This is a genomic window from Rhodococcus sp. LW-XY12 (assembly GCF_019317345.1).
Classification (GTDB): domain Bacteria; phylum Actinomycetota; class Actinomycetes; order Mycobacteriales; family Mycobacteriaceae; genus Rhodococcus; species Rhodococcus pyridinivorans.
Genome location: NZ_CP079225.1, coordinates 4494345 through 4514563, shown reverse-complemented (window position 1 = coordinate 4514563; position 20219 = coordinate 4494345). Strand labels below are relative to the sequence as shown.

19 protein-coding genes are annotated in these 20219 nt (G+C 68.1%); 6 read left to right on the top strand and 13 right to left on the bottom strand.

What is annotated here, in order from left to right:
* Positions 1 to 2: 2 nt before the first annotated feature.
* The 5 genes from KXC42_RS20635 to KXC42_RS27810 form a co-directional block, all read right to left on the bottom strand.
* On the bottom strand, positions 3 to 1175 hold the full coding sequence (locus tag KXC42_RS20635) for an ABC transporter substrate-binding protein (RefSeq protein WP_006553698.1): 1173 nt from the start codon (positions 1173 to 1175) through the stop codon (positions 3 to 5).
* The gene (locus tag KXC42_RS20630; RefSeq protein ID WP_033096325.1) at positions 1172 to 1912 is read right to left on the bottom strand and encodes an ABC transporter ATP-binding protein; all 741 of its coding nucleotides are present in this window, start codon (positions 1910 to 1912) and stop codon (positions 1172 to 1174) included. Before KXC42_RS20630 ends, KXC42_RS20635 begins: the two co-directional genes overlap by 4 nt.
* Positions 1888 to 2937: an acyl-CoA dehydrogenase family protein gene (locus KXC42_RS20625; RefSeq protein ID WP_006553696.1), complete on the bottom strand. Its 1050-nt coding sequence runs from the start codon at positions 2935 to 2937 to the stop codon at positions 1888 to 1890. Before KXC42_RS20625 ends, KXC42_RS20630 begins: the two co-directional genes overlap by 25 nt.
* A gap of 7 nt (positions 2938 to 2944) precedes the next feature.
* Entirely contained in the window at positions 2945 to 3460 is a 516-nt protein-coding gene (locus KXC42_RS20620; RefSeq protein ID WP_016694511.1) for a DUF4242 domain-containing protein, read from the bottom strand.
* Positions 3461 to 3574: 114 nt separating this feature from the next.
* Positions 3575 to 3625, bottom strand: coding sequence for a hypothetical protein (locus KXC42_RS27810; protein ID WP_367880875.1), 51 nt, complete (start codon positions 3623 to 3625; stop codon positions 3575 to 3577).
* A 96-nt stretch (positions 3626 to 3721) separates the two neighbouring features.
* On the opposite strand from KXC42_RS27810, the gene KXC42_RS20615 reads away from it, so the two are divergent.
* Positions 3722 to 4357, top strand: coding sequence for a TetR/AcrR family transcriptional regulator (locus KXC42_RS20615; RefSeq protein ID WP_081263394.1), 636 nt, complete (start codon positions 3722 to 3724; stop codon positions 4355 to 4357).
* Between the two features lie 26 nt (positions 4358 to 4383).
* Here the strand turns inward: KXC42_RS20615 and KXC42_RS20610 are convergent, their stop codons facing one another.
* A complete protein-coding gene (locus KXC42_RS20610; protein ID WP_219129507.1) occupies positions 4384 to 5502 on the bottom strand; it encodes an energy-coupling factor ABC transporter permease in 1119 nt (372 codons plus the stop codon).
* A 134-nt stretch (positions 5503 to 5636) separates the two neighbouring features.
* Between KXC42_RS20610 and KXC42_RS20605 the strand changes: the two genes are divergently transcribed.
* Both KXC42_RS20605 and KXC42_RS20600 read left to right on the top strand, forming a co-directional pair.
* Positions 5637 to 6863 carry an acyl-CoA dehydrogenase family protein gene (locus KXC42_RS20605; protein ID WP_033096324.1) on the top strand — a complete coding sequence of 409 codons (1227 nt, stop codon included), beginning with the start codon at positions 5637 to 5639 and terminating at the stop codon, positions 6861 to 6863.
* 329 nt (positions 6864 to 7192) lie between these two features.
* Positions 7193 to 7783, top strand: a complete 591-nt coding sequence (locus KXC42_RS20600; RefSeq protein WP_041803855.1) for a hypothetical protein — start codon at positions 7193 to 7195, stop codon at positions 7781 to 7783.
* 16 nt (positions 7784 to 7799) lie between these two features.
* On the opposite strand, the gene KXC42_RS20595 is transcribed toward KXC42_RS20600, so the two are convergent.
* Positions 7800 to 8612, bottom strand: a complete 813-nt coding sequence (locus tag KXC42_RS20595; protein ID WP_219129506.1) for an alpha/beta fold hydrolase — start codon at positions 8610 to 8612, stop codon at positions 7800 to 7802.
* A 22-nt stretch (positions 8613 to 8634) separates the two neighbouring features.
* A complete protein-coding gene (locus tag KXC42_RS20590) occupies positions 8635 to 10170 on the bottom strand; it encodes an ABC-F family ATP-binding cassette domain-containing protein (RefSeq protein ID WP_219129505.1) in 1536 nt (511 codons plus the stop codon).
* A 193-nt stretch (positions 10171 to 10363) separates the two neighbouring features.
* Here KXC42_RS20590 and KXC42_RS20585 point away from each other — a divergent pair, with 193 nt between their 5' ends.
* From KXC42_RS20585 to KXC42_RS20575, 3 genes are all read left to right on the top strand, one after another.
* Positions 10364 to 12133, top strand: a complete 1770-nt coding sequence (locus tag KXC42_RS20585; protein WP_219129504.1) for a penicillin-binding transpeptidase domain-containing protein — start codon at positions 10364 to 10366, stop codon at positions 12131 to 12133.
* A 78-nt stretch (positions 12134 to 12211) separates the two neighbouring features.
* Complete coding sequence (locus KXC42_RS20580; RefSeq protein WP_071935778.1) at positions 12212 to 13891, top strand: NTF2-like N-terminal transpeptidase domain-containing protein; 1680 nt, start codon at positions 12212 to 12214, stop codon at positions 13889 to 13891.
* A gap of 74 nt (positions 13892 to 13965) precedes the next feature.
* Positions 13966 to 14703 (top strand): sulfite exporter TauE/SafE family protein, encoded by a 738-nt coding sequence (locus KXC42_RS20575; RefSeq protein WP_071935777.1) that lies wholly within the window; start codon positions 13966 to 13968, stop codon positions 14701 to 14703.
* A 22-nt stretch (positions 14704 to 14725) separates the two neighbouring features.
* Here the strand turns inward: KXC42_RS20575 and KXC42_RS20570 are convergent, their stop codons facing one another.
* The 5 genes from KXC42_RS20570 to KXC42_RS20550 all read right to left on the bottom strand — a co-directional run bounded on the left by KXC42_RS20570 (position 14726) and on the right by KXC42_RS20550 (position 20201).
* A complete protein-coding gene (locus tag KXC42_RS20570; RefSeq protein WP_033096407.1) occupies positions 14726 to 16198 on the bottom strand; it encodes a peptide MFS transporter in 1473 nt (490 codons plus the stop codon).
* 129 nt (positions 16199 to 16327) lie between these two features.
* Positions 16328 to 16708: a DUF3054 domain-containing protein gene (locus KXC42_RS20565; protein WP_006552707.1), complete on the bottom strand. Its 381-nt coding sequence runs from the start codon at positions 16706 to 16708 to the stop codon at positions 16328 to 16330.
* A 134-nt stretch (positions 16709 to 16842) separates the two neighbouring features.
* Entirely contained in the window at positions 16843 to 17397 is a 555-nt protein-coding gene (locus KXC42_RS20560) for a YceI family protein (RefSeq protein WP_219129503.1), read from the bottom strand.
* Between the two features lie 89 nt (positions 17398 to 17486).
* On the bottom strand, positions 17487 to 18608 hold the full coding sequence (locus tag KXC42_RS20555) for a YbhN family protein (protein WP_232237983.1): 1122 nt from the start codon (positions 18606 to 18608) through the stop codon (positions 17487 to 17489).
* An 84-nt stretch (positions 18609 to 18692) separates the two neighbouring features.
* Positions 18693 to 20201 (bottom strand): adenylate/guanylate cyclase domain-containing protein, encoded by a 1509-nt coding sequence (locus KXC42_RS20550; protein WP_219129502.1) that lies wholly within the window; start codon positions 20199 to 20201, stop codon positions 18693 to 18695.
* Between the last annotated feature and the right edge of the window lie 18 nt (positions 20202 to 20219).

Below are 20219 nucleotides of genomic sequence, written 5' to 3'. Positions count from 1 at the left end.
GCTCACGAAGGATCGACCTCCTCTGTGCGGGTGAGATCGGCGGGAAGGCCGAAGGCATCGGTGCCGTCGACGCGGGTGAGGGATGTGCGGACGAAGCGGTCGTCGACGAGGTCGTCGTGCACCGTCGCAGGGTCGAGACGAGAGAGGAACCGTGTGTCGCCGTCGACGACGGTGTCGTGCATCGCCTCGATCAGTGCCGCGGTGAAGGTCGGGAAGGGGAACGGCTGGTACCCGATGCGTTGCGGCTGCCACTGCGGGTGCATCGTGCCGGCCTCGCGGTCGGGATAGGTGAGGGCCTTCGTGATCGCGGGCAATGGCTGCGGAAGGTATCCGGCGGACAACATCGCGGCCGCGGCCTGACGGTCGGCGCCGATCTGCAACTGGGCGGAGACCACCGAGTCGGTGAGGGACTGTACGGCGACGGGGTCGCGTTCGATCAGGTCCTCGTGCACGAGCAGGGCGCAGCACGCGTGGTCGCGCCACACATCACCGAGGAAACGGTGGATCCGCCCCACCCCGCGGACCTCCGCGGCGGCGTTGAACGGATCGGCGACGGTGAACGCGGCGATCGAGCCGTTCGCCAGGGCCGGGATCATGTCGGACGGACCCATCACGACGAGGCCCACGGTACGGGCGGACTTCGACGGCGCCTCCCGCACGACCGGTGTCAGTCCGTGCGCCCGCAACAGCTGTTGCAGAGCAATGTTGTGGATCGACCACCAGAACGGGATCGCCACCGTCTGACCTGCGAGATCGCTCAGGTCGGTGATGTGCGGGGCGACCGTCAGCGCCGAGCCGTTGGTGTGGTTCCAGCCGAGGATCCGCACGGAACTACCCAGGCTGTACCGCAACTGGACCGCCATGGGCATGAGCAGGTGCACGACGTCGACGCGCCGGCTGATGAAGGCTTCGGCGAGCGACGCCCAACTGCGGAAGAGCACCGGCTTCGCGGAATCGACGACGCCGGAGGGATACAGGCTCGACCCGTGCGCGACGAGCAGCGGCGCGGCGTCGGTGATCGGCAGGTAGCCGATGCGCAGTTGCCCCGTGCGATTGGCGCGGTCGGTGGTCGCGGTGCGCGCGAGGTCGATCGTGCCGGCAATACCCCCGGCTGCCGCGAGGCCGAGCGCACCGCGCATGAGGGTGCGACGGCTGAACAGGCCCGGATCGGTCATGTCGCGGACAGCGACGAATCGCGGTAGTGCGCCAGGATGGCCGGACGCAGCGCGTCGCGGTCGAGCGCAGACATGCCGCCGAGCGCCCATTCCTGCTGCACCACACCCGAACTCCCGAACAGTGCGATGCGGTCGGCGAGTTCGAGCGCCTCGTCGATGTCGTGGGTGACGAGGACCGTCGTGAAACCGAGATCGCGCGCGAGTTCGCCGAGCCACGACCGCAAATCGGAGCGGGTGGCCGGGTCGAGGGCGCTGAACGGTTCGTCGAGCAGCAGCAGTCGCGGACGCACCGCGACGGCGCGGATGACGGCGATGCGCTGGGCCTGACCACCGGACAGCTGGTCGGGGTAGTAGCCGGCGAGCGCGGAGAGGCCGAAACGCTCGAGGAGCGAATCGGCGTAGGCGGTGTCGAACCGCTCGCGGTGCGCGGCGAACCGTCCACCGAAGGCGATGTTCTCGCGCACGGTGAGCCACGGCATCAGGAAGGGCTGCTGGAAGACCATCCCGGTGTGCGGACGGTTGTCGCCCTCGGTGTCGGGCCAGTCGACGGAACCGCGATCGAGGTGATCGAGACCCGCGACGATCCGCAGCAGCGTCGACTTGCCGCTACCGCTGCTGCCGAGCACCACGAGGAACTCGCCGGCCGCGATATCCAGATCCACCCCCTGGAGAACCGGGCTACGGCGACCGGCGAAACTCTTGTATCCGTTCGCTATTCGTACTGCGACAGTTCCCACCGCAGCTGTCCTTCCGACGGCGATTGAATGGGCAGGAAGGCCGCCTCACGGAATCGGCGGTTGGTGGCGCTGGCCGTCGCGTATCCGGCACCGCCGCGCAGTGTCGCTTCGAGGCGGGTCGCGGCGACGGCGACGACCGAACCGTCGAGACGCAGGCGGATGAACTCCGCAGGAGCGATCGAGGTGGGATCGGTGGCGAAGCGGTACAGCCGTTCGCGCAGTGACTCGTACTGCGCCGAAAGCTCTTCGTACTCACCGGTGAACTGCTCGCCCAGTCCGTGAAGACGGCCGACGGCCTCAGTGAGCGATGCGCGTGCCATGCCGACGCAGAACGAGGTCTGCAGCATCATGAAGGTGGGCCGGATCGAACCGCAGAAGTTTGCGAGATCCTCGGTGAGGATGTGCGACTGCGGAATCCGCACACCGTCGAGCTTCAGCGAGGTCGACGACGTGGCGCCGAGCGCGAGCAGTTCGGGTGAATCCGCGATGGTGATGCCCTCGGCGTCGGCGCGGACGACGGCGACGAGGCGATCCCCGTCGGCGGTGCGGGCCGGGAAGACGATCACCGAGTCGGGAAAGACGTTGGACGCCCAGTGGATCGGGCCGGTGACGGTGATGCCGTCGTCGGTTCGTTCGGCGACGAGGGGGAGCTCGCCGAGACCGGCAAGATGCTTGAGCGCCGCGGCCATGGCGGTGACGCCGATCGTGCGGCCGGACGCGAGGTCGTCCCGGTAACGATCGCGCAGGAACTGCGGTGCGCGATCGATGTATTCGAGCGCCATGCGCTGCGCCCACAGCGAGAAGCCGACGGTGAGCGATTCGGCGGCGACCTCGTCGATGACCGCGACCATCTCGGAGAGACACTCCCCGCTCAGCCCCTTGCGGAGCAGGCCGAGCTCGCCTGTACGGGCGATGTCGGTGCGGATGTCGGTTTCTCCGCGATCGAGAGCAGCTGCGCGATCGCGTACGAACTCTGCGATCGCCGCGCGCTGTTCCTCGCTCGTCCGGTCAATGGCCGCGGTCATCGGATGCTTATCCTTCGAGGGAGTGGAGACGGTCGATGGGCGTGCTGACGACCTCGCGGGCGCGCACGACGGCGGCCTCGTCGGGGGCGTTGTAGAAGCACAGGCACTTGTCCATGTCCTCGCGGACGTAGGTGCGCAGGAAGCTCACCTCGGGGACGTCGGCGTACTTCGGTGAATTCGCCTTCTTGCGCGCGAGGTAGGTCTCCATGTCGATGGTGTCGGGGATGTCCCACTCGACGAGGTAACCGGCCTCGGGGCGGGTGGCCTTGATCTGGTCGAGCTCGGCGCCGACCAGACGGACCTCGTTCGGGCCGACGATCTCGGCGACATCGAGGGAGGCCGACTCGAGCTGGGCGGGGCGGCAGGCGTCGAACTCGGCGATCGCGAAGACGCGCGTGCCGCCAGTGGTGACCTGCGATTCGATCAGTTCGCCGCCGGCGGCGACGACAGCATCGTCGAAGGCCTTGATGGCAGCTTCGGCCTGGCCCTCGGTGGGGACGAGTTCGTAGAGATACAGCGACATGGGGTCACCTTCCGGGAAAGCGGGTTGGAACTGTGACCGGTCCGGGCACGGCGGGGCGCCGTTTCGTCTTCGGACGGGGCGACTACGGCATGCGGCGCACGCAGACGAGGCCGGTCAGAGAGAGGAGCGACAACACGCAGCAGTCGACACCCGCACGAGATCCACGTGCAGGCGGCGAGTCAGAAGGCTGTGTGTCACGTGCTCCACCGTACTGTGAATAGAACGGTCTGTCTATCGCGCCCTGTCCGTTACTCTGGGTACGTGCGTACGTTCGTCGAGAGTGAATCGATCGGCACTCCGAAGGGCACGGCCGGTCCGAAGGGGAAAGCCGAGCGATCGCCGTCCAAGCCCTCACCCTCCACACGTCTGCTCGACACCGCGAGCACGCTCTTCGCCGAGCACGGCATCCGTGCGGTGGGCATCGACCGCATCCTCGCCGAGGCCGGCGTCGCCCGCGCGAGCCTCTACTCGTCGTACGGGTCGAAGGATGCACTGGTGCTCGCCTATCTGGAGGATCTCGACCAGCGCGACCGGCAGCGGTGGCACGCCGCCGCCGAACCGCTCGACGATCCGATCGCGAAGATCCTCACCTTCTTCGATCTCGCGATGCAGTCGGCGCCGAAGAAGAACTTCCGGGGATGCCAGTACGCCAACGCCGCGACGGAATTCCCCCAGGAGCCTCTCGAACCGGTGCTCGCGCACCGGGAATGGCTGAATTCGACGCTCGTCGACCTGCTGAATCTCTCCGGGGTGACCGAATCCGAGGTGGTGGCCGGGCGCGTGCAACTGATCTACGACGGTGCCTTGTCCGGCAGCAAGTTCGAGCACTCCGTCGAACCGATCCGGCTCGGCCGCGACATGGCTGCAGCGATCATCGAGACGCATCTCCCCCGCTGACCCGGGGTCCGCGTCGACCTGTGGACTCAGCCTGCCGAGTTGCTCCGTTGCTGTGTGCGGCGCTCCGTGGTCGCGGAGATTGCCGGCCGCGGCACGAGAGCGCGGAAACACACGCTGGCCAACACGAAGGTGCCGAGCGTTCCCAGCACCGCGGCCACACCCGTCGAACCGGGACGGTCGTCGATGGTGTAGTCGGCCAGTGCGCTGTCGGCGAGCCGATGTTCCTCGACGTCCCGTGCCATGCAGTCGCCTGTGAGATCCTCGGCGAGCGAGTCGATCTCGCAGCCGCGTGAGGTGGCCACCTCCAGAGCGCCGGGGGTGTCGACGGCGAGCGGCGCGAGGATCCCCGCGACGACGAGCGAGGTGAACGCCAGGCCGATGAACAGCGTCCCGCGAGCGCGCGGACGCGGAGGCGGGGGCGGCGAGGCGGTCGAGTCGAGAGGATTGACCGGAAGCCGGGTGAGATGGACGGATTCCGGGGAGATCCGCGCAACGGCGAGCACGACGGCGGCCGTCACCACACCCTCGACCAGCCCGACGGGAATGTGCGTGGCGTAGAGGAATCCGATGTTCGACACCGGAACCGCAAAGGTGCCGCCGAGGGCGTACTCGACGACGAAACCCGTCACCGCCGCGAGGACCGAGACGAACCCTGCGACGAACGAGACCAGACCGAGCATGACGAACCGCCGCACCCCGTGGTGTTCGCACAGTGCGCGCAGCACCGTCGCGGCGAGGAAACCGGCGGCGATGGCGACGAGCACCATGTTCGTGACGTTGGCGCCCAGTGCCGACAGGCCGCCGTCGGCGAAGACGAAGGCCTGCACCACGAGGACGATCGTCAATGCGACCGCACCCACGAACGGGCCGAGCAGGATCGCCGCGAGCGCGCCGCCCACGACGTGGCCGCTCACGTCCGGCAGCACCGGAACGTCGACCACCTGCAGGGCGAACAACAGGGCGCAGACCACCGCCGCAGTGGGCACCGACCTCTTGCTCAGGTCGCTGCGTGCGTACCAGGCGGCGATGCTGACCCCGATCACGGCGATGACGAAGAACCACGCGGACGCGCGGTCGGCGATCAGGCCGTCGCCCATGTGCAGGGCGAGGACGTCCGTGCCGGCGAACCCACTCGTATCGACCATCTCCGATGTCCCTCCCACCGACGGAGTGCTCTGCGGCGAAGGCTAGTACCGGCATCGGGGGAGGCGGAGCGTTTTCGAGAGCTCGGCGGGACGGGAGCCTGGGCAAAAAGTGAAACCCGTTCTATATTTGCGTCATGTACGAGTGGTCCGACACAGACCTCATGTTCCGCGATGCGCTTCGCGGTTTCATCGAGAAGGAAATCCGCCCGCACGTCGACAGTCTCGAATCGGGAGAACTGCCGCCGTACGACATCATCCGGAAGTTGTACGCGACTTTCGGCATCGACGAGATGGCCCGTGAGTCGCTCGAACGCGCCCTCGCGAAAGAGGAACGCGGAGAGAAGCCTTCGGGGTCGTCCGGTGGTACCGGCGGGTCGCCGGGGATGGCGGCGTTGCTCAACATCGAGATCGCCGGGGTGAGCCTCGGGCTCATCGCCTCGCTGGGCGTCAGCCTGGGCCTGACCGCGGGCACGATCCGCAGCCGCGGCACCCTCGCGCAGAAGAAGCGATGGCTGCCCGAGTTGGTGACCTTCGAGAAGGTCGGAGCATGGGCGATCACCGAACCCGATTCGGGTTCGGACGCCTTCGGCGGGATGAAGACGACGGTGCGCCGCGACGGGGAGGACTACGTCCTCAACGGCCAGAAGACCTTCATCACCAACGGTCCGTACGCCGACGTGATCATCGTGTACGCGAAGCTCGACGAGGGCGACTCCTCGGTGGATCGCCGCGACCGCAAGGTGCTCGCATTCGTGCTGGACAAGGGCATGGAAGGGCTCACCCAGAGCCCGCCCTTCAAGAAGATGGGCATGAACTCCTCGCCGACGGGCGAGCTGTTCTTCGACAACGTGCGCCTGACCCGCGACCGGCTGCTGGGTGAGACCGAGGACGGCGGTCGCAGCGACGGCAAGGACAGCGCGCGCGAATCCTTCGCCACCGAACGTATCGGCATCGCCTATCTGGCCCTGGGCATCATCGAGCAGTGTCTGAAGCTGTGCACCGAGTACGCGAAGTCGCGGAAGCTGTGGGGCAAGGAGATCGCACAGTTCCAGTTGATCCAGCTCAAGCTCGCCGAGATGGAGATCGCGCGGGTGAACGTCCGCAACATGGTCTTCAGCGCGATCGAACGTACGCAGGCGGGGAAGCCGGTGAGCCTGTCGGAGGCGTCGGCGATGAAGCTGTACTCGTCGCGGGCTGCGACCGAGGTGGCGATGGAGGCCGTGCAGCTGTTCGGAGGAAACGGATACATGGCCGAATATCGCGTCGAACAACTTGCGCGTGATGCGAAATCGTTGATGATCTACGCCGGTAGTAACGAAATTCAAGTAACACATATCGCGAAGGGATTGCTCGCACAGTAAGCCCTGAATACGACCGCTCGAAATTAGCAAAAAGGACAATTTTCGGAGGGGGGGATGACAATTCCCCCACTGTGTCGACTATTGTTCGCCATGAGAAAAGTTATGCCGGTCGCCGACGAGGGGAGCGACCGGTCCGGAGGGGAGTCCGAGCGGAAATCGGGGGAGCGATGTACGCGGAACGAAGGGACGGCGAAAAGCCGTCGGTCACGACGGACGGCAGGAGCGCTCGCGCAGAGCGCACCCGGCAGGCCGTCATAGAGGCTCATATCGCGCTCATCAGGGCGGGAGAGCTCAAACCCACAGGGGCGCAGATCGCCTCGCGGGCCGGGGTGTCCCTGCGATCGTTGTGGGGACACTTCGGCGACCTCGAGACATTGTTCGCCGTCACCGGCGCCGAGCTGATGCGGCGCCAGGTCGACGCCTACGAGCCGATCGATCCGTCGCTGCCGCTCGAGGAGCGGATCGACGCCTACTGCAGGCAGCGGGCGGAGATGCTCGAATACATCGCGCCGTTCGCACGGTCGTCCGAGATCCGGGTGCCGTTCTCGCGCGAGTTGCAGCGCAACCGCGTGCGTTATCTCGACCGGGCGCGATACGAGATCGGGGCGTTGTTCTCCGACCAGTTCGAGGGCGTCGACGGCACCGTCCGCACCCACATCGAGAACCTGCTGGGTGTGTCGACGACCTGGCCCACCTGGGTGTCGCTGCGGGACGTACTGCGTTTGCCGGTGCCCGAAGCCGTCGAGGTCATGAAGCGGTCGGTGTCGGCGCTGCTCGCGGAGGCATCCGGAGCCGGCCGGCAGCAGGCGGTGGCCCGTGTTGCGCAGGAGAAGGCCGCGGTCGCACCGCACCGGAGGGCGCAGCAGTCCCGGCCGGTGCCGGCGATGACACCGCGGGAACAGGTCGTCGTCCCGGCCTGAGCGCCCGGCCTGAGCATCAGAGCGTGTCGGTCGGTTTCCGACCGGCGCGTGCCGAGAGAAAGGTCTCGACCGCAGGCAGCGCGGCCGAGACCGTCTCGGCATGGTCCACCCCGCGCAGGATCGCGAGTCGCGCACCGGGGACGGTGCGCGACAACGCGCGGGTGTCCTCCACGCGCAGGCGATCGTCCGACCCGACGACGGCGAGCACGGGCACGTCGATGTCGGCGAGCATCTCGTCGTCGATCCCCGGTTCCCGATCCGACCGGCGGAAATAGGCGGCGAGAGCCTGCGCGTCGTTCTTCAGGAAGGCCGAGCGCGTCGCGGGATCGACCGGCGTGCGACGCCGCTCCTCCCAGGCACGGACGAAACCGTCCATGCCCTCGCGCTCGAGCACGTCGACGGTGCCGGGGAAGAACATCGCGTCCATCGATCCCGCCTGGGGGCGTGCGCTCCCGCCGAGCAGCGTCAGACTCGGCAGTCTGTCCGGAGCGTCGACGGCGAGCGCGAGTCCCGCACGGGCGCCGAACGAATAGCCGACGTAGTGCACCCGGTCGACCCCGGCCGCATCCAGGACGGCCAGCAGGTCCCCGACGATCGCGTCCATCGCGTAGGCGTCCTCGTCGTGAGGGGTGTCGCTGCGGCCGTGCCCACGCAGGTCGGGCATGACCAGCCGGAAATCCCCGCTGAGCGCCTTCACGTAGCCGAAGGCCCGCCACACCGCCGACGACAGGGCACTGCCGTGGACCAGCAGCACGACCGGTGCCCCCTCGGGACCTGCCGTGGTGAACCGGATCCGGGTGCCGTCGGCGGGATTCGTCGCGTGGCTCATCCCAGCAGTATCGCCGAACGGCTCACCGCCCGAGCTCGACCGACCGATCCACCTCCACCTCCTCCAGGAATCGTTCGTCGTGCGAGACCACCACGAGCGCACCGCTGTAGGCACGCAGGGCCTGGGTCAGGTGCGCGAGACCGGCCAGGTCGAGGTTGTTGGTGGGCTCGTCCAGCAGCAACAACTGCGGAGCGGGATCGGCCGCGAGCACGATCGCGAGCGCGGCCCGCAGTCGTTCCCCACCCGACAGTGCCCCAACGGCGACCTCGGCGTGCCGGCCGCGGAACAGGAAGCGCGCCAGACGTGCCCGCACCTGCTGCGGAGTCAGGTGTGGCGCACGATCCTCGGCGTTCTCCGCGACCGAACGATCGTCGTCGAAGATGTCGAGCCGCTGCGGGAGCAACGCGAAGGGAACGTGGGGTTCCGCCTCGACGATGCGGTGCAGCAGGGTCGTCTTCCCCGACCCGTTGGGGCCGCGCAGCGCGATCCGTTCCGGCCCGACGATCTCGAGCGGTGCGTCCGCCACACGCCGGCCGGGTGGAACCGCGGTTCCGGGCAGGTCGATGCGGATCTCCGGATCGTCGCGCACGGCGTCCTTCGCGCGATCGAGGTTCTCCCGTGCAGTGGTCAGATCCTCCTCGTGCTCACGGCGGAATCGCCCGGCGGATTCCTGCGCCTGCCGTTTGCGCGCGCCCATGACGATCTTGGGTTCGCGCTTCTGCTCGTACATCTTCTGCCCGTAGCGTTGCCGCCGGGCGAGCGTGACGTGCGCCGCCGCCAATTCGCGTGCCTGGCGCCGCACGTCGTTACGGGCGTCCCGCACTGCGGCCCGTGCCGCCTCCTGCTCCTCCGCGACGATCCGTTCGTACTCGCTGAATCCGCCGCCGAACAGGCGCAGAGCCCCGTTGCGCAGTTCGGCGATCGAGTCCATGCGGTCGAGCAGTTCCCGGTCGTGCCCGGCGACGAGCACCGTGCCGGGGAACCGGTCGAGCGCATCCTGCAGGCGCGCACGTCCGTCGGCGTCGAGATTGTTCGTCGGCTCGTCGAGCAACAGCGCGTCCGGCTCGTCGAGCAGGCGTGCGGTGAAGGCGAGCAGCACCGTCTCCCCGCCGGAGAGCTGACCGACGGTGCGGTCGAAATCCCCGACGTCGTGCAGGATCCGGTCGAGGCCGACGCGATGCATGAGCGCAAGAGCGCGGTCCTCGATGTCCCACCGATCGGCTACGACCTCGAAGTCCCGATCGTCGAACGATCCTGATTCGATGCGGCGCAGGGACTTTCGGATATCTCCGATGCCGAGGACGGAATCGACCGGCACCGTCGGATCGAGGGTCACGTCCTGAGGGAGGTAGGCGACCCGTCCCCGCACCGTCGACGAACCGGAGGTCGGGCGGAGTTCACCCGCGATCAACCGGAGCAGGGTGGTCTTCCCACTTCCGTTGCGTCCCACCAGGCCGATCCGCCCCGCCGGGACGACGGCGTCGAGATCCTGCACGGCGATGGTGCCGTCCGGATGGGCGTAGGAGAGTGCGGACAGCGTGATACCGGATGAAGACATGATGGCTCCCGAAGGGTGAGGGTCGATTGCGCGCGTGCGCGGGGGACGGGACCTCTCACAGGAGCAACGGACTTCTCCGATCGACGGGTACGGGATGCGAACACCATGGTGAGCCCGCACCGTCCGGGATGCAACCGAATATTTCACCCCGACTCCTACCTGCGATAACAGGCACGGGCTCGAAAGTGCAGGCATGATCGGGACCGTGTGGATCCGACTGATCGGTATGGGAGTCGCGACAGTCACGGTGCTGTCGCTGTCGGCGTGTGCCTTCGGCCCCGATCAGCCCGAGACGATCGCGGAGGAGTTCGCTGCCGCTCTCGACGCCGGCGATGTCTCCGGAGCGGCAGCGCTGACCACCGATCCGGTGGCCGCGGAGTCCGCGATCGATGTCCTCTTCGCCGGCCTCGGCCACGACGACCCGACCGTGAGTGTCGCGGGGACGGGCGACGGCGACACCTTCGACCTCGACGTGACGTGGAGCTTCGGGGAGGGCCGCGACTGGTCGTACCGCACCACCGGCAGCGCGACGGAGGACCCCGAGGCCGACGCGTGGCGGGTCCGCTGGGACCCCACGGTGCTGTCACCGGAACTGGCGGGCGGCGCGTCGCTGGAGTATCTGACCACCGTCGGCGCCCCGCCGACGATCTTCGACCGGGCCGGGCGGCCGCTCATGGGGGAGCAGGTCGTCACCGTCGTGAACCTGGATGCCACCGCCGATCCCGCCGCGGTCGCTCCCGTGCTGGCCACGGTCGTTCCGACGATCACGGCGGAGAGTCTCGCCGAGCAGGTCGCGGTGGCCGCCGGCGGCGCTGCGGGAGTGATCACGCTGCGTGAGGAGGACCTCGCACCGATCGAGGATCGCCTCGCCGCGCTGCCCGGCGTGACGCTCGTGCCGCAGACCCGTCTGCTCACCACCGAGCGCGACCTCGCCTCGCCCGTGTGGTCCGGCCTCGCCGAACTGTGGCAGGAGGGGCAGGACGCCTCGGCCGGCTGGGTGATCCGGCGGGTCGCGGCGGACGGCACGACGAGCCAGGTCGCTGGCGAAGCCGGACCGGAGGCACCCGACCTGACCAGCGCGATCGACCTCGACCTGCAGCGACGGGCCGAGGAGGTCCTCGCGGGTTTCGACACGCCCGCGGTGATCGTCGGGATCGAACCCTCGACGGGCGCGATCCGCACGATGGCCCAGAACGACGCGGCCGACGCCGAGGGGCCGATCGCCGCGACCGGCCTCTATCCGCCGGGGTCGACGTTCAAGGTGGTGACGACGGCGGCGGCGCTCGATGCCGGGCTCGCCGAACCCGACACCGTGCTGCCGTGCCCGGGCGTCGCATCGGTCGGCTCCCGAACGATCCCGAACGACGAGAACTTCGATCTCGGCCCCGTGCCGCTGCACACCGCGTTCGCGTTCTCGTGCAATACGACCATGGGGCAGCTCGCTCTGGACCTGCCGCCCGACGCCCTGCGCGCCACCGCGGAACGCTTCGGTCTCGGCATCGATTACGTCACGCCCGGTCTCGTCACGGTCACGGGTAACGTGCCGGTCGCAGACACCGATGCTGCCCGCGTGGAGGCAGCGATCGGACAAGGTCGGGTGACGGCGTCGCCTTTCGGGATGGCGCTGGTCGCAGCCTCGGCGGCGAACGGCCGCACGCCGGTTCCGACGATCGTGGAGGGGCAGCCGGCGACCGCGGATCGGGAGGCCGAACCGATGCCCGGGGACGTGCTGACGGCACTGCGAGAGATGATGCGCGAGACTGTGATCGAGGGTACAGCCGGCACGTTGCGCGACATTCCCGATCTGGCGGGGAAGACGGGGACGGCGGAGTACGGTGACAACGTCGGGGCGCACGGCTGGTTTATCGGATCACAGGATAATCTTGCCTTTGCGGTGTTCGTGTCGGGGGCGGACGGCTCCGCCCCTGCCGTCGAGGCGGCGGGGCGATGGCTGAGGGGGTAGGACGGGTGGCGCAATTGTGATGTGTTCGTGCACAACGCGTGCTGGTGTCTCGTGTGACTGAAGTGAAGGTTGTTACATATGAGATTTCGTGATTGGCGGGGGAAGCGGGGGCGCATCGTCGCGCTGGCCGTGTGCCTCGTCGTGGCTGTCGTCGCTCTGACGACGGTTGTGTTCTCGGATTCTCGAAGCGAGGCGCAACGCCTCGTCGACGACTTCGTTGCCGCCCTCGACGATCGTGATGCGGGCGCAGCGGCGGCCCTGACCTCCTACCCGAACGCGGCGGAGGAAACGATCTCGCAGATGTACGACGGTCTGTCCGACGGCACCGTCGACTACGACGTCACCCAGCTGGTCGAACTCAACGACGACTCGGGATACTTCACGCTCTCCGCCGGCTGGAATTTCGGTGAGGGCAAGGACTGGTCGTATCAGGTCACCGGTTCGGTGCGGAAGCTCGCCGTCGGCTGGCGTGTGTCCTGGGACCCGGAGGTCGTCGTCCCCGACCTGTCCGGCGGACGCACCGTCCACCACGTGCGCACCGACGCCGCGCCGCCGAAGATCTTCGACCGCACGGGCCGCCTCCTCATGGAGGAACAGACCATCAACGCCGTGGTGCTCGACCCGGCGGCGATGCCCGACCCCGTCGACACCACCACTCGTCTCGCGGCGGTTCTCGAGCCGGTCGCACCCGTCATCACCGCCCAGCTGATGCAGGAGCGGATGGCGGAGAACCCCGGAAACCGGATCACCGCGGTCAAGCTCCGCGACCAGGACTACCAGTTCCTCGAGGGCGGCATCGTGTCGATCCCCGGGGTCGAGGTGCTCACGACACCCACCCTGATCAGCGCCGATCGGCGGATCTCCACGCCGCTGCTCGACTCGCTGCGCTCGGCCTGGCAGCTCGAACGCGACCGGACGGCAGGCTGGGCGGTCACCCTCGAGGATCCCGAGGAGGGCCCGATCCAGGTGGCGGGCTTCCAGGGCCCGCCGCCTCCGGACCTGCAGGCGACCGTCGACTCCCAGGTGCAGCTCGCCGCGAAGGAAGCGGTCGTCACCGCAGGTACCCCGGCCGCGGTGGTCGCCATCCAGCCCTCGACCGGTGGCATCCTCGCCGCCGACGTCAACAACTGGGCCATGGAACTCGGTCCCGTCATCACCCACGGTCTCTACCCGGCCGGCGGCGTTCTCGATCCGGTCCGGCTCGCGGCCGGCCTCGAGCGCGGCGTCGATCCGAACGACGTGGGATCCGATGACGTCGCCTCGACCGCCCGTCGCCTCGGCCTCGGCGTCGACTACGACGTGCCGGGCTTCGAGTTCGAGACCTCGCAGATCGGGCACAACCGCTCCGGAGTTGTCCAGTTCGCTGGATCGGATTCCGACGAGAACCTGATCACGCCGCTCGGCGCCGCGGTGCTGGCCGCCTCGGTCGCACGGGGCAGCGTCGCTGCCCCGACGCTCGTGCAGGGCCAGGAGACGGTCGTCCACGACGCCCCCGAGGCGCTGCCCGGTTCTGTGATCGACGCCCTGCGCGGCATGATGATCGACAACGTGCAGAACGGTCCGGCGTCCTTCCTCCGCGGACACGCCGGTCTCGCGGGTATCGCCGCGGCGAGCGGTGAGGACCGCTGGTTCTTCGGCTACACCGGCGGCGACCTGGCCTTCGCGGTCTTCGTCGCCGATGCCGACGGCGGCGACCGCGCGATCAAGATGGCCGACACCTTCCTGCGCAAGCTCGGAGAACCCCTGCTCGGGGAGTGATCGGCCGGAGGCCGGTCCATGGTGCGCTGATCGGCCGGAGGCCGGTCCGCGGCGTACAGGTACGTTGAGCGACCGTGACCGTCCTCGACCTGGCACTGCTCGTGGTTGCCGGATTCTTCGCGGGTGTCGTCGGGTTCGTCACCGGCCTGGCGTCGATCGTCTCGTATCCGGCGTTGCTCGCCGTCGGCCTCCCGCCGGTCGCGGCGAACGTCACCAACACCGTCGCGATGGTCGGTGTGGGTGTCGGGGCGCTGACCAATTCGGCGCAGGAGGTCGTCGACACCGGCCCCCGCGTGTGGTGGTGGACGCTCTACGCCGCGCTCGGCGGCGTGGTCGGCGCGGCTGTCCTGCTCGTCGCGCCGCCCGACTCGTTCGAGGCGATCGTTCCGGGTTTCGTCGCGCTCGCCGCTCTCGCGCTGCTGCTCCAACCACGCATCCGCACCCTGGCCGGCGGTCGCGACCTGCCGCGGGTGTTCTCCGTGGCGGTCTTCGTCGTCGCGGTCTACGGCGGATACTTCGGTGCCGGCGCCGGCGTCGTCTTCTACGCGCTGGTGCTTATCTGCACGTCCGAGCAGATTTGGCGCGCGAGCATCCTCAAGAGCTACCTGCTCGGCGTCGCCAACCTGGTCGCGGCGATCGGGTTCGCAGTCTTCGGACCCGTGCACTGGGGTGCGGCGGCCGCCATGGCCGTCGGCGCGTTCGCGGGTGGCTACTGCGGTCCGCCGCTCGTGCGGCGCATACCCCCGAACCTGCTGCGCGTGGGTGTCGCGCTCGCAGGGTTCGGGTTGGCGGTATGGCTCGCTCTCCGCTGAGCAGCGTCCTGTGCAGTGGTGGCTACTGCACGCCGTGCATGAGCTTTTTGATGTGCGGCGCGAAGAGGGCCAGCACGATGCCCACTGCGATCGACGCTCCGCCGATCCACAGGTAGTACGGCACCTCGTTGTTCTCGTCGTAGAACCCCGCGAGGGTGCCGGCCATGGCCGTACCGCATGCGACGGACAGGTAGAACAACGCGACCATCTGCGTGTGGAAGTTCTTCGGCGCGAGCTTCGTCGACAGCGACAGTCCGACGGGGGACAGGAACAGCTCGGCGAAGGTGAACAGCAGCAGGATGAAGACCAGTCCGAGCAGCGGAGCGCTGTTGGGGCCGCCACCGGCCATGGGGATGAAGCACAGGAAGGCGATGCCCATGATGATCGTGCCTGCGGCGAACTTGATGGGCGACGAGGGCTGACGCGGTCCGAGTTTGGTCCACACGGCGGCGAAGACACCCGCGAACAGGATGATGAAGACCGGGTTGATCGACTGCACCCAGGACGGCGGGAACTCCCACCCGAACAGATTACGGTCCAGGCGTGTGTCGGCGTAGACGGCGACCATCGTGAACTGTTGCTGGAAGAGCGACCAGAACACCGCGCTCGCGATGAACATCGGGATGAACGACAGCACCCGGCTGCGCTCGACCGGCGTGATCTGCTTGCTCGACAGCATGAGGACGAAGTAGGTGATCGTCGCGATGATGGTCAGGGCGACGACGATGTCGGACATGTTGCTCGTCGTGACGAGGCCGGTCAGCGCGGCGACCGCGATGAGGACCACGGCGACCAGACCGATCCCGGCGGCTTTCGTGCGCGTCTCGGCGGGAAGCGGATGGGGTGGCACCTTGCCGATGTCGCCGAGATGCTTGCGGTAGATCGTGTACTGCAGCAGGCCGAGGAACATGCCGACCGCGGCGAGACCGAAGCCCCAGTGGAAGCCGTAACGCGTCTGTAGGAAGCCGGTGAGCAGCGGGCCGACGAGCGCGCCGATGTTCACGCCCATGTAGAAGATGGAGAAACCGGCGTCGCGTCGCGGGTCCTGCTCGTCGTAGAGATCGCCGACGATCGACGTCGCCGTGGCCTTCAGACCACCGCTACCGAACGCGACCAGCACCAGGCCGATACCCACCCCGACGAAACCGGGCAGCACCGCGAGCGCGATGTGGCCGAACATGATGAGCACGGCGCTGTAGAACAGGGTCCGTTCGGAACCCAGCAGCCGGTCGGCGATCCACGCCCCGAGAATCGTCGACAGGTAGACCGTGCCGCCGTAGGCGCCGACGATGGAGGTCGCAGCCCCCTGGCTGATCCCCAGCCCGCCCTCGGATGCCGAGTAGTACAGGTAGTAGATCAGGATGCCCTGCATGCCGTAGAAGGAGAATCGCTCCCACATCTCGACACCGAACAGGTTGGCCAGGGGTAGTGGCTGACCGAAGAACCGATGGTCGGATCGCGACCCGGTCAGAGTAGGTGGTTCCAGCGTGGACATGATCTCCACTGTTCCACCGCACGGGGCGCGAGCGCGAAAAATTCGCGTATCCCGCGGTCGCAGATCACACTTCGCGTGCGAGTGCGAGAGCTGCGACCGGAGGGTCGGTACCGGTCGACCTCGGCGAGGTCAGTGAGCGTCGACCTTGCGGTGCTGGAGCAGTCCGACGACCACGCGCCAGCCCACCAGGAACAGGCCCAAGAAGATCGTCGCGACGATGATGAAGGCGGTTGCGGTGCCCTGACCGGTGACGGCCCGCAGCAGCATCCCCACGACGAGGGTGCTCACCCACACGAGCAGTCCGGTGGGAACGGCCGCGAAGGCGTCGAACTTGTCGCGGTAGAGCCACGCGGTGAAGAACCATCCGACGGTGAGGCCGCCGAGGAACGGCCACGCCGTTCCTGCGAGCCCCACGAGATCGAGCACTTCGTCGTGACTGGAACGACCGAGCACGGCGAATACGACGACGAGAACGACGTCGATCGCCAACGCCGGGATGTACTTCTTCACGGGTCCAGAGTAGCGGCGGCGCGGGGCGCGTCGGAATCTCCGGCGCGTGCTCTCGAGCACGATCCGGACCGGTAGAGCGGGTGGAACGCGGCAGCGCCCCTGCCGGAGCAGGGGCGCTGTCTGTGCGAGAGGGGTCAGGCCTGCAGGACGGCCTCGATCTCGAGGGTGATGGTGATCTTGTCGCCGACGACGGCTCCGCCGCCTTCGAGCGGCATTTCGATGCTGATGCCGAAATCCTTGCGGTTGATGACGGTGGTGGCCTCGAAGCCGGCGACCGGGCCCTGGCCCATGCCGGGGTTGACGCCGTTGAACTCGAGCTTCAGGTCGACCGGGCGGGTGACGCCGTGGAGCGTGAAGTCGCCCGTGACGATGTAGTTATCACCGTCGGCACGCACGTCGGTCGAGGTGAAGGTGGCGACGGGGAACTGCTCGGCGTCGAAGAAGTCGGCGGAGCGGATGTGCGCGTCGCGGTCGGCGTTCTTGGTGTTGATCGACTTGACGTCGATCTCGGCGTTCACCGATGCGGTGCCGTCCTCGGCGACGGTGATGGCGCCGGAGAAGTTCTCGAAGGTGCCGCGAACCTTGCTGACGACGAGGTGCCGGACGGTGAAGCCCACGTTCGAGTGGACGGGATCGATGGCCCAGGTGCCGGTGGTCAGGCCGGGGAAGGTGGTGGTGGTGGTCGTCATGGTGGTCCTCCTCGATGGTCAAACTTTCAACTGCTTGTCGACAATCATGCCACCAAATAGTTGCATGCGCAACTACATCGTGAGGTGGATCACGCCGGCTCGGGATTCTCGACCGGACGACGCCGCCGCTCCAGGGTGCTGCGCTCGTGTTCTGCGCGCTCGGCGATCGGATCGATCTCGTCGGGTCCGTTGCCCCGGTACATCGCGGCGACGGTGGCCCAGCCCGCCAGGGCCACGAACGCGAAGCTCACCATCCGATACACGAAGACCGCTGCCAGCGACTGCGACGCGCTCAGCCCGGCAGCGGTGAGCGTCGCGATGAGGGTGCCGTCCACGAATCCGAGGCCGCCCGGTGCGAGCGGCACGCTGCCCACGGCCTTCGCCGCCGCGAACGCGATGAACAACCCCGCCACCGACGGAGAGCCGCCGACAGCCCAGCACGCCAGTCCGAGGCACGCGACATCGGCTGCACGGTGCACGGCCGACCACGCCACCGCGGCCACACCGTCGCGACGCGCGAGTTCGACGGACTCGAGCTGCGCGAGGGTGCGTTCGAAGACGTCGAAGCCGGTGTCCCTCGGCTTCCTCGTGATGCGGTTGACCCGACGGAGCACCCACGTGCCCGCCGCCTCGATCGACGTGGGGTTCTTCGCGACGTACCGCAGGCCGAAAATCAACGCGATCGCGCCCGCGAGCGACAACACGAGAGTGACGGGGCTGATCCGGCTGCCCACCGCGAACGCACCGATCATGCCCACCGACGCCAGGGTCACGGCCGCGATGACGCCGGAAACCGCGAGTTGCCACGAGGCGACCACGGGGGTCGCACCCCACTTGCGGGTCTGCTTGTAGGTGAAGGCCGTGGAGAAGACCGGACCTGCGGGCAGGGTCACCGCCATCGCCGTGCTGCCGTAGATCACCGACGCCGAACGCCAGTGCCCGACGCGCACCCCGCCGGCGCGGAGCAGTCGCTGCTGCACTCCCGCGAAGCCGCTGAGGGAGATCATCTGCGCCAGCACGGCCGCCGCGAACCAGCCCCAGTGCATCTCCGTGACCGCGCGCCACGAGTCGCTCATCGTCGGCCACAGGTAGATCGCCTCGACCGTCAGCAGAGCCACGAGGGCGATCGCCGACACCCACTTGATCCACCGGAACGAGCCCCGACGCGGCGTGGCGTCGGGGCATGGAGGATCGTCGTGCGGCTGCGCCACGCTGTTCACCGTAACCGACCCTCGGGTCACGAAGAGGGCGCTGTGGCCGTTCCGCGTCGTTCGCGGGTGTCGCGGGACGGACCGTCACTCGTCCGTCGAAGTGTTCGATTCGTCCGTCCCGTTCGCTTCTCCGGGGGCTCCGGGATAGCGAACCGGCCATGCGAGATGGGTCATCCGCCGCCGGCCGCGAAGCTGCACCTCGTCGCCGAGTTCCCAGTGGCTGCGCTCCTCGTCGTCCGCGAAGTACAACGCGCTCGACGACGCGAGAACCCTACTCGGACGCAGTTTCGCCAGCTCGGTCAGGCGCGAGGCCTCGTTGACCGGGTCGCCGATCACCGTGTACTCGAAGCGCTCCGCCGCGCCGATGTTGCCGGCCACCGCGAGTCCCGCCGACACGCCGATCCCGACATCGAGTCCGGTGATCTCGTCCAGAGCGAAACGCAGTTCGCGGGCCGCCGCGAGCGCCGCCGTGGGGGCGTCCGGCCGGTCGAGGGGAGCGCCGAAGATCACCAATGCCGCGTCGCCCATGAACTTGTTGACGAAGCCGTGATGATGGTCGACCACCTCGACGACGACACGAAAGAACTCGTTGAGCAGTTCGACGACCTCGCTCGGTGGGCGCTCGGCGGCCGTCGCCGTCGAACCCACCATGTCGACGAACAGCACCGCGACGTAGCGCGTCTCACCACCGAGCTCGGTGCCGTACTGCAGGGCCCGGCGCGCGACGTCCTCACCGACGTGCTGACCGAACAACTCCCGCAGACGCCGGCGTTCGTCGGACTCGGCCATCATGCGGTTGAAGCCGACCTGTAGGCGTCCGATCTCACTGCCGTCGAACACCTCGACCTGCACTCCCGAGGCGCCGCGCTGCACGCGTTCGATCGCCCAGCGCAACTGCTTGATCGGGTCGGAGATCTGCGCCGACGTCAGCAGCGACAACACGAGCGCGAGACCGATCGACGTCACCGCGAGGGCGAGCACGGACAGGGCGAGCGCGTCGGCGTCGAAGTCGGTGTTGGCGCTCAACTGCGTCACGCACAGCAGCACGATCCCGGCGACCGGCATGAGCGTGCCCAGGCCCCAGGTCATGGCCAGGCGCGTGCCGACGCCGGGAGCCATCGTCCGGTCGAAGTTCCCCTCGCTCAGCGCCCGCGCGGCGACCGGCCGCAGGATGCGTTCACCGAGCATGTAGGTGAAACCGAAGGTGCTGGTCGCGGCCATCGCGACGGTGACCGAGACCGCCACCGCGAGCGACGGCATCTCCTCGGCGGTGAGGAAGACGAAGAGCACGCCGCCGAGCAGCCACAGACCGAGGTGCACGATCGCCTGTCGCAGCGGGGCGTGCAGGGCCGCCATCTGTTCGGCCCGGGTGGGCGGGCCGCCGCGGAGCTGCCACCGGACGACAGAGCGCAGCGTGATCGCTGCGGCGCCGAGGCTCACGATGCCGGCGAAGACCAGGTACACCGCGAAGACCGCGAAGTTGCGGACCCGATCCGCGATGATGGCGTCGGTCTCGGCGATGGGGACGCCGTACCGGACGAAGGCGAACACGAGCATCGCACCGAACAGGTTCGACGCGCCCATGGAGACCATGTAGAGCGGCCAACGACT

What these genes read in the sequence shown, in the direction of transcription:
- KXC42_RS20635 (WP_006553698.1), bottom strand. Translation starts at nt 1,175, where the DNA reads ATGACCGATCCGGGCCTGTTCAGCCGTCGCACCCTCATGCGCGGTGCG.
- KXC42_RS20625 (WP_006553696.1), bottom strand. Translation starts at nt 2,937, where the DNA reads ATGACCGCGGCCATTGACCGGACGAGCGAGGAACAGCGCGCGGCGATC.
- KXC42_RS20620 (WP_016694511.1), bottom strand. Translation starts at nt 3,460, where the DNA reads ATGTCGCTGTATCTCTACGAACTCGTCCCCACCGAGGGCCAGGCCGAA.
- KXC42_RS20610 (WP_219129507.1), bottom strand. Translation starts at nt 5,502, where the DNA reads ATGGTCGATACGAGTGGGTTCGCCGGCACGGACGTCCTCGCCCTGCAC.
- KXC42_RS20605 (WP_033096324.1), top strand. Translation starts at nt 5,637, where the DNA reads ATGTACGAGTGGTCCGACACAGACCTCATGTTCCGCGATGCGCTTCGC.
- KXC42_RS20595 (WP_219129506.1), bottom strand. Translation starts at nt 8,612, where the DNA reads ATGAGCCACGCGACGAATCCCGCCGACGGCACCCGGATCCGGTTCACC.
- KXC42_RS20590 (WP_219129505.1), bottom strand. Translation starts at nt 10,170, where the DNA reads ATGTCTTCATCCGGTATCACGCTGTCCGCACTCTCCTACGCCCATCCG.
- KXC42_RS20585 (WP_219129504.1), top strand. Translation starts at nt 10,364, where the DNA reads ATGATCGGGACCGTGTGGATCCGACTGATCGGTATGGGAGTCGCGACA.
- KXC42_RS20580 (WP_071935778.1), top strand. Translation starts at nt 12,212, where the DNA reads ATGAGATTTCGTGATTGGCGGGGGAAGCGGGGGCGCATCGTCGCGCTG.
- KXC42_RS20570 (WP_033096407.1), bottom strand. Translation starts at nt 16,198, where the DNA reads ATGTCCACGCTGGAACCACCTACTCTGACCGGGTCGCGATCCGACCAT.
- KXC42_RS20560 (WP_219129503.1), bottom strand. Translation starts at nt 17,397, where the DNA reads ATGACGACCACCACCACCACCTTCCCCGGCCTGACCACCGGCACCTGG.
- KXC42_RS20550 (WP_219129502.1), bottom strand. Translation starts at nt 20,201, where the DNA reads ATGGTCTCCATGGGCGCGTCGAACCTGTTCGGTGCGATGCTCGTGTTC.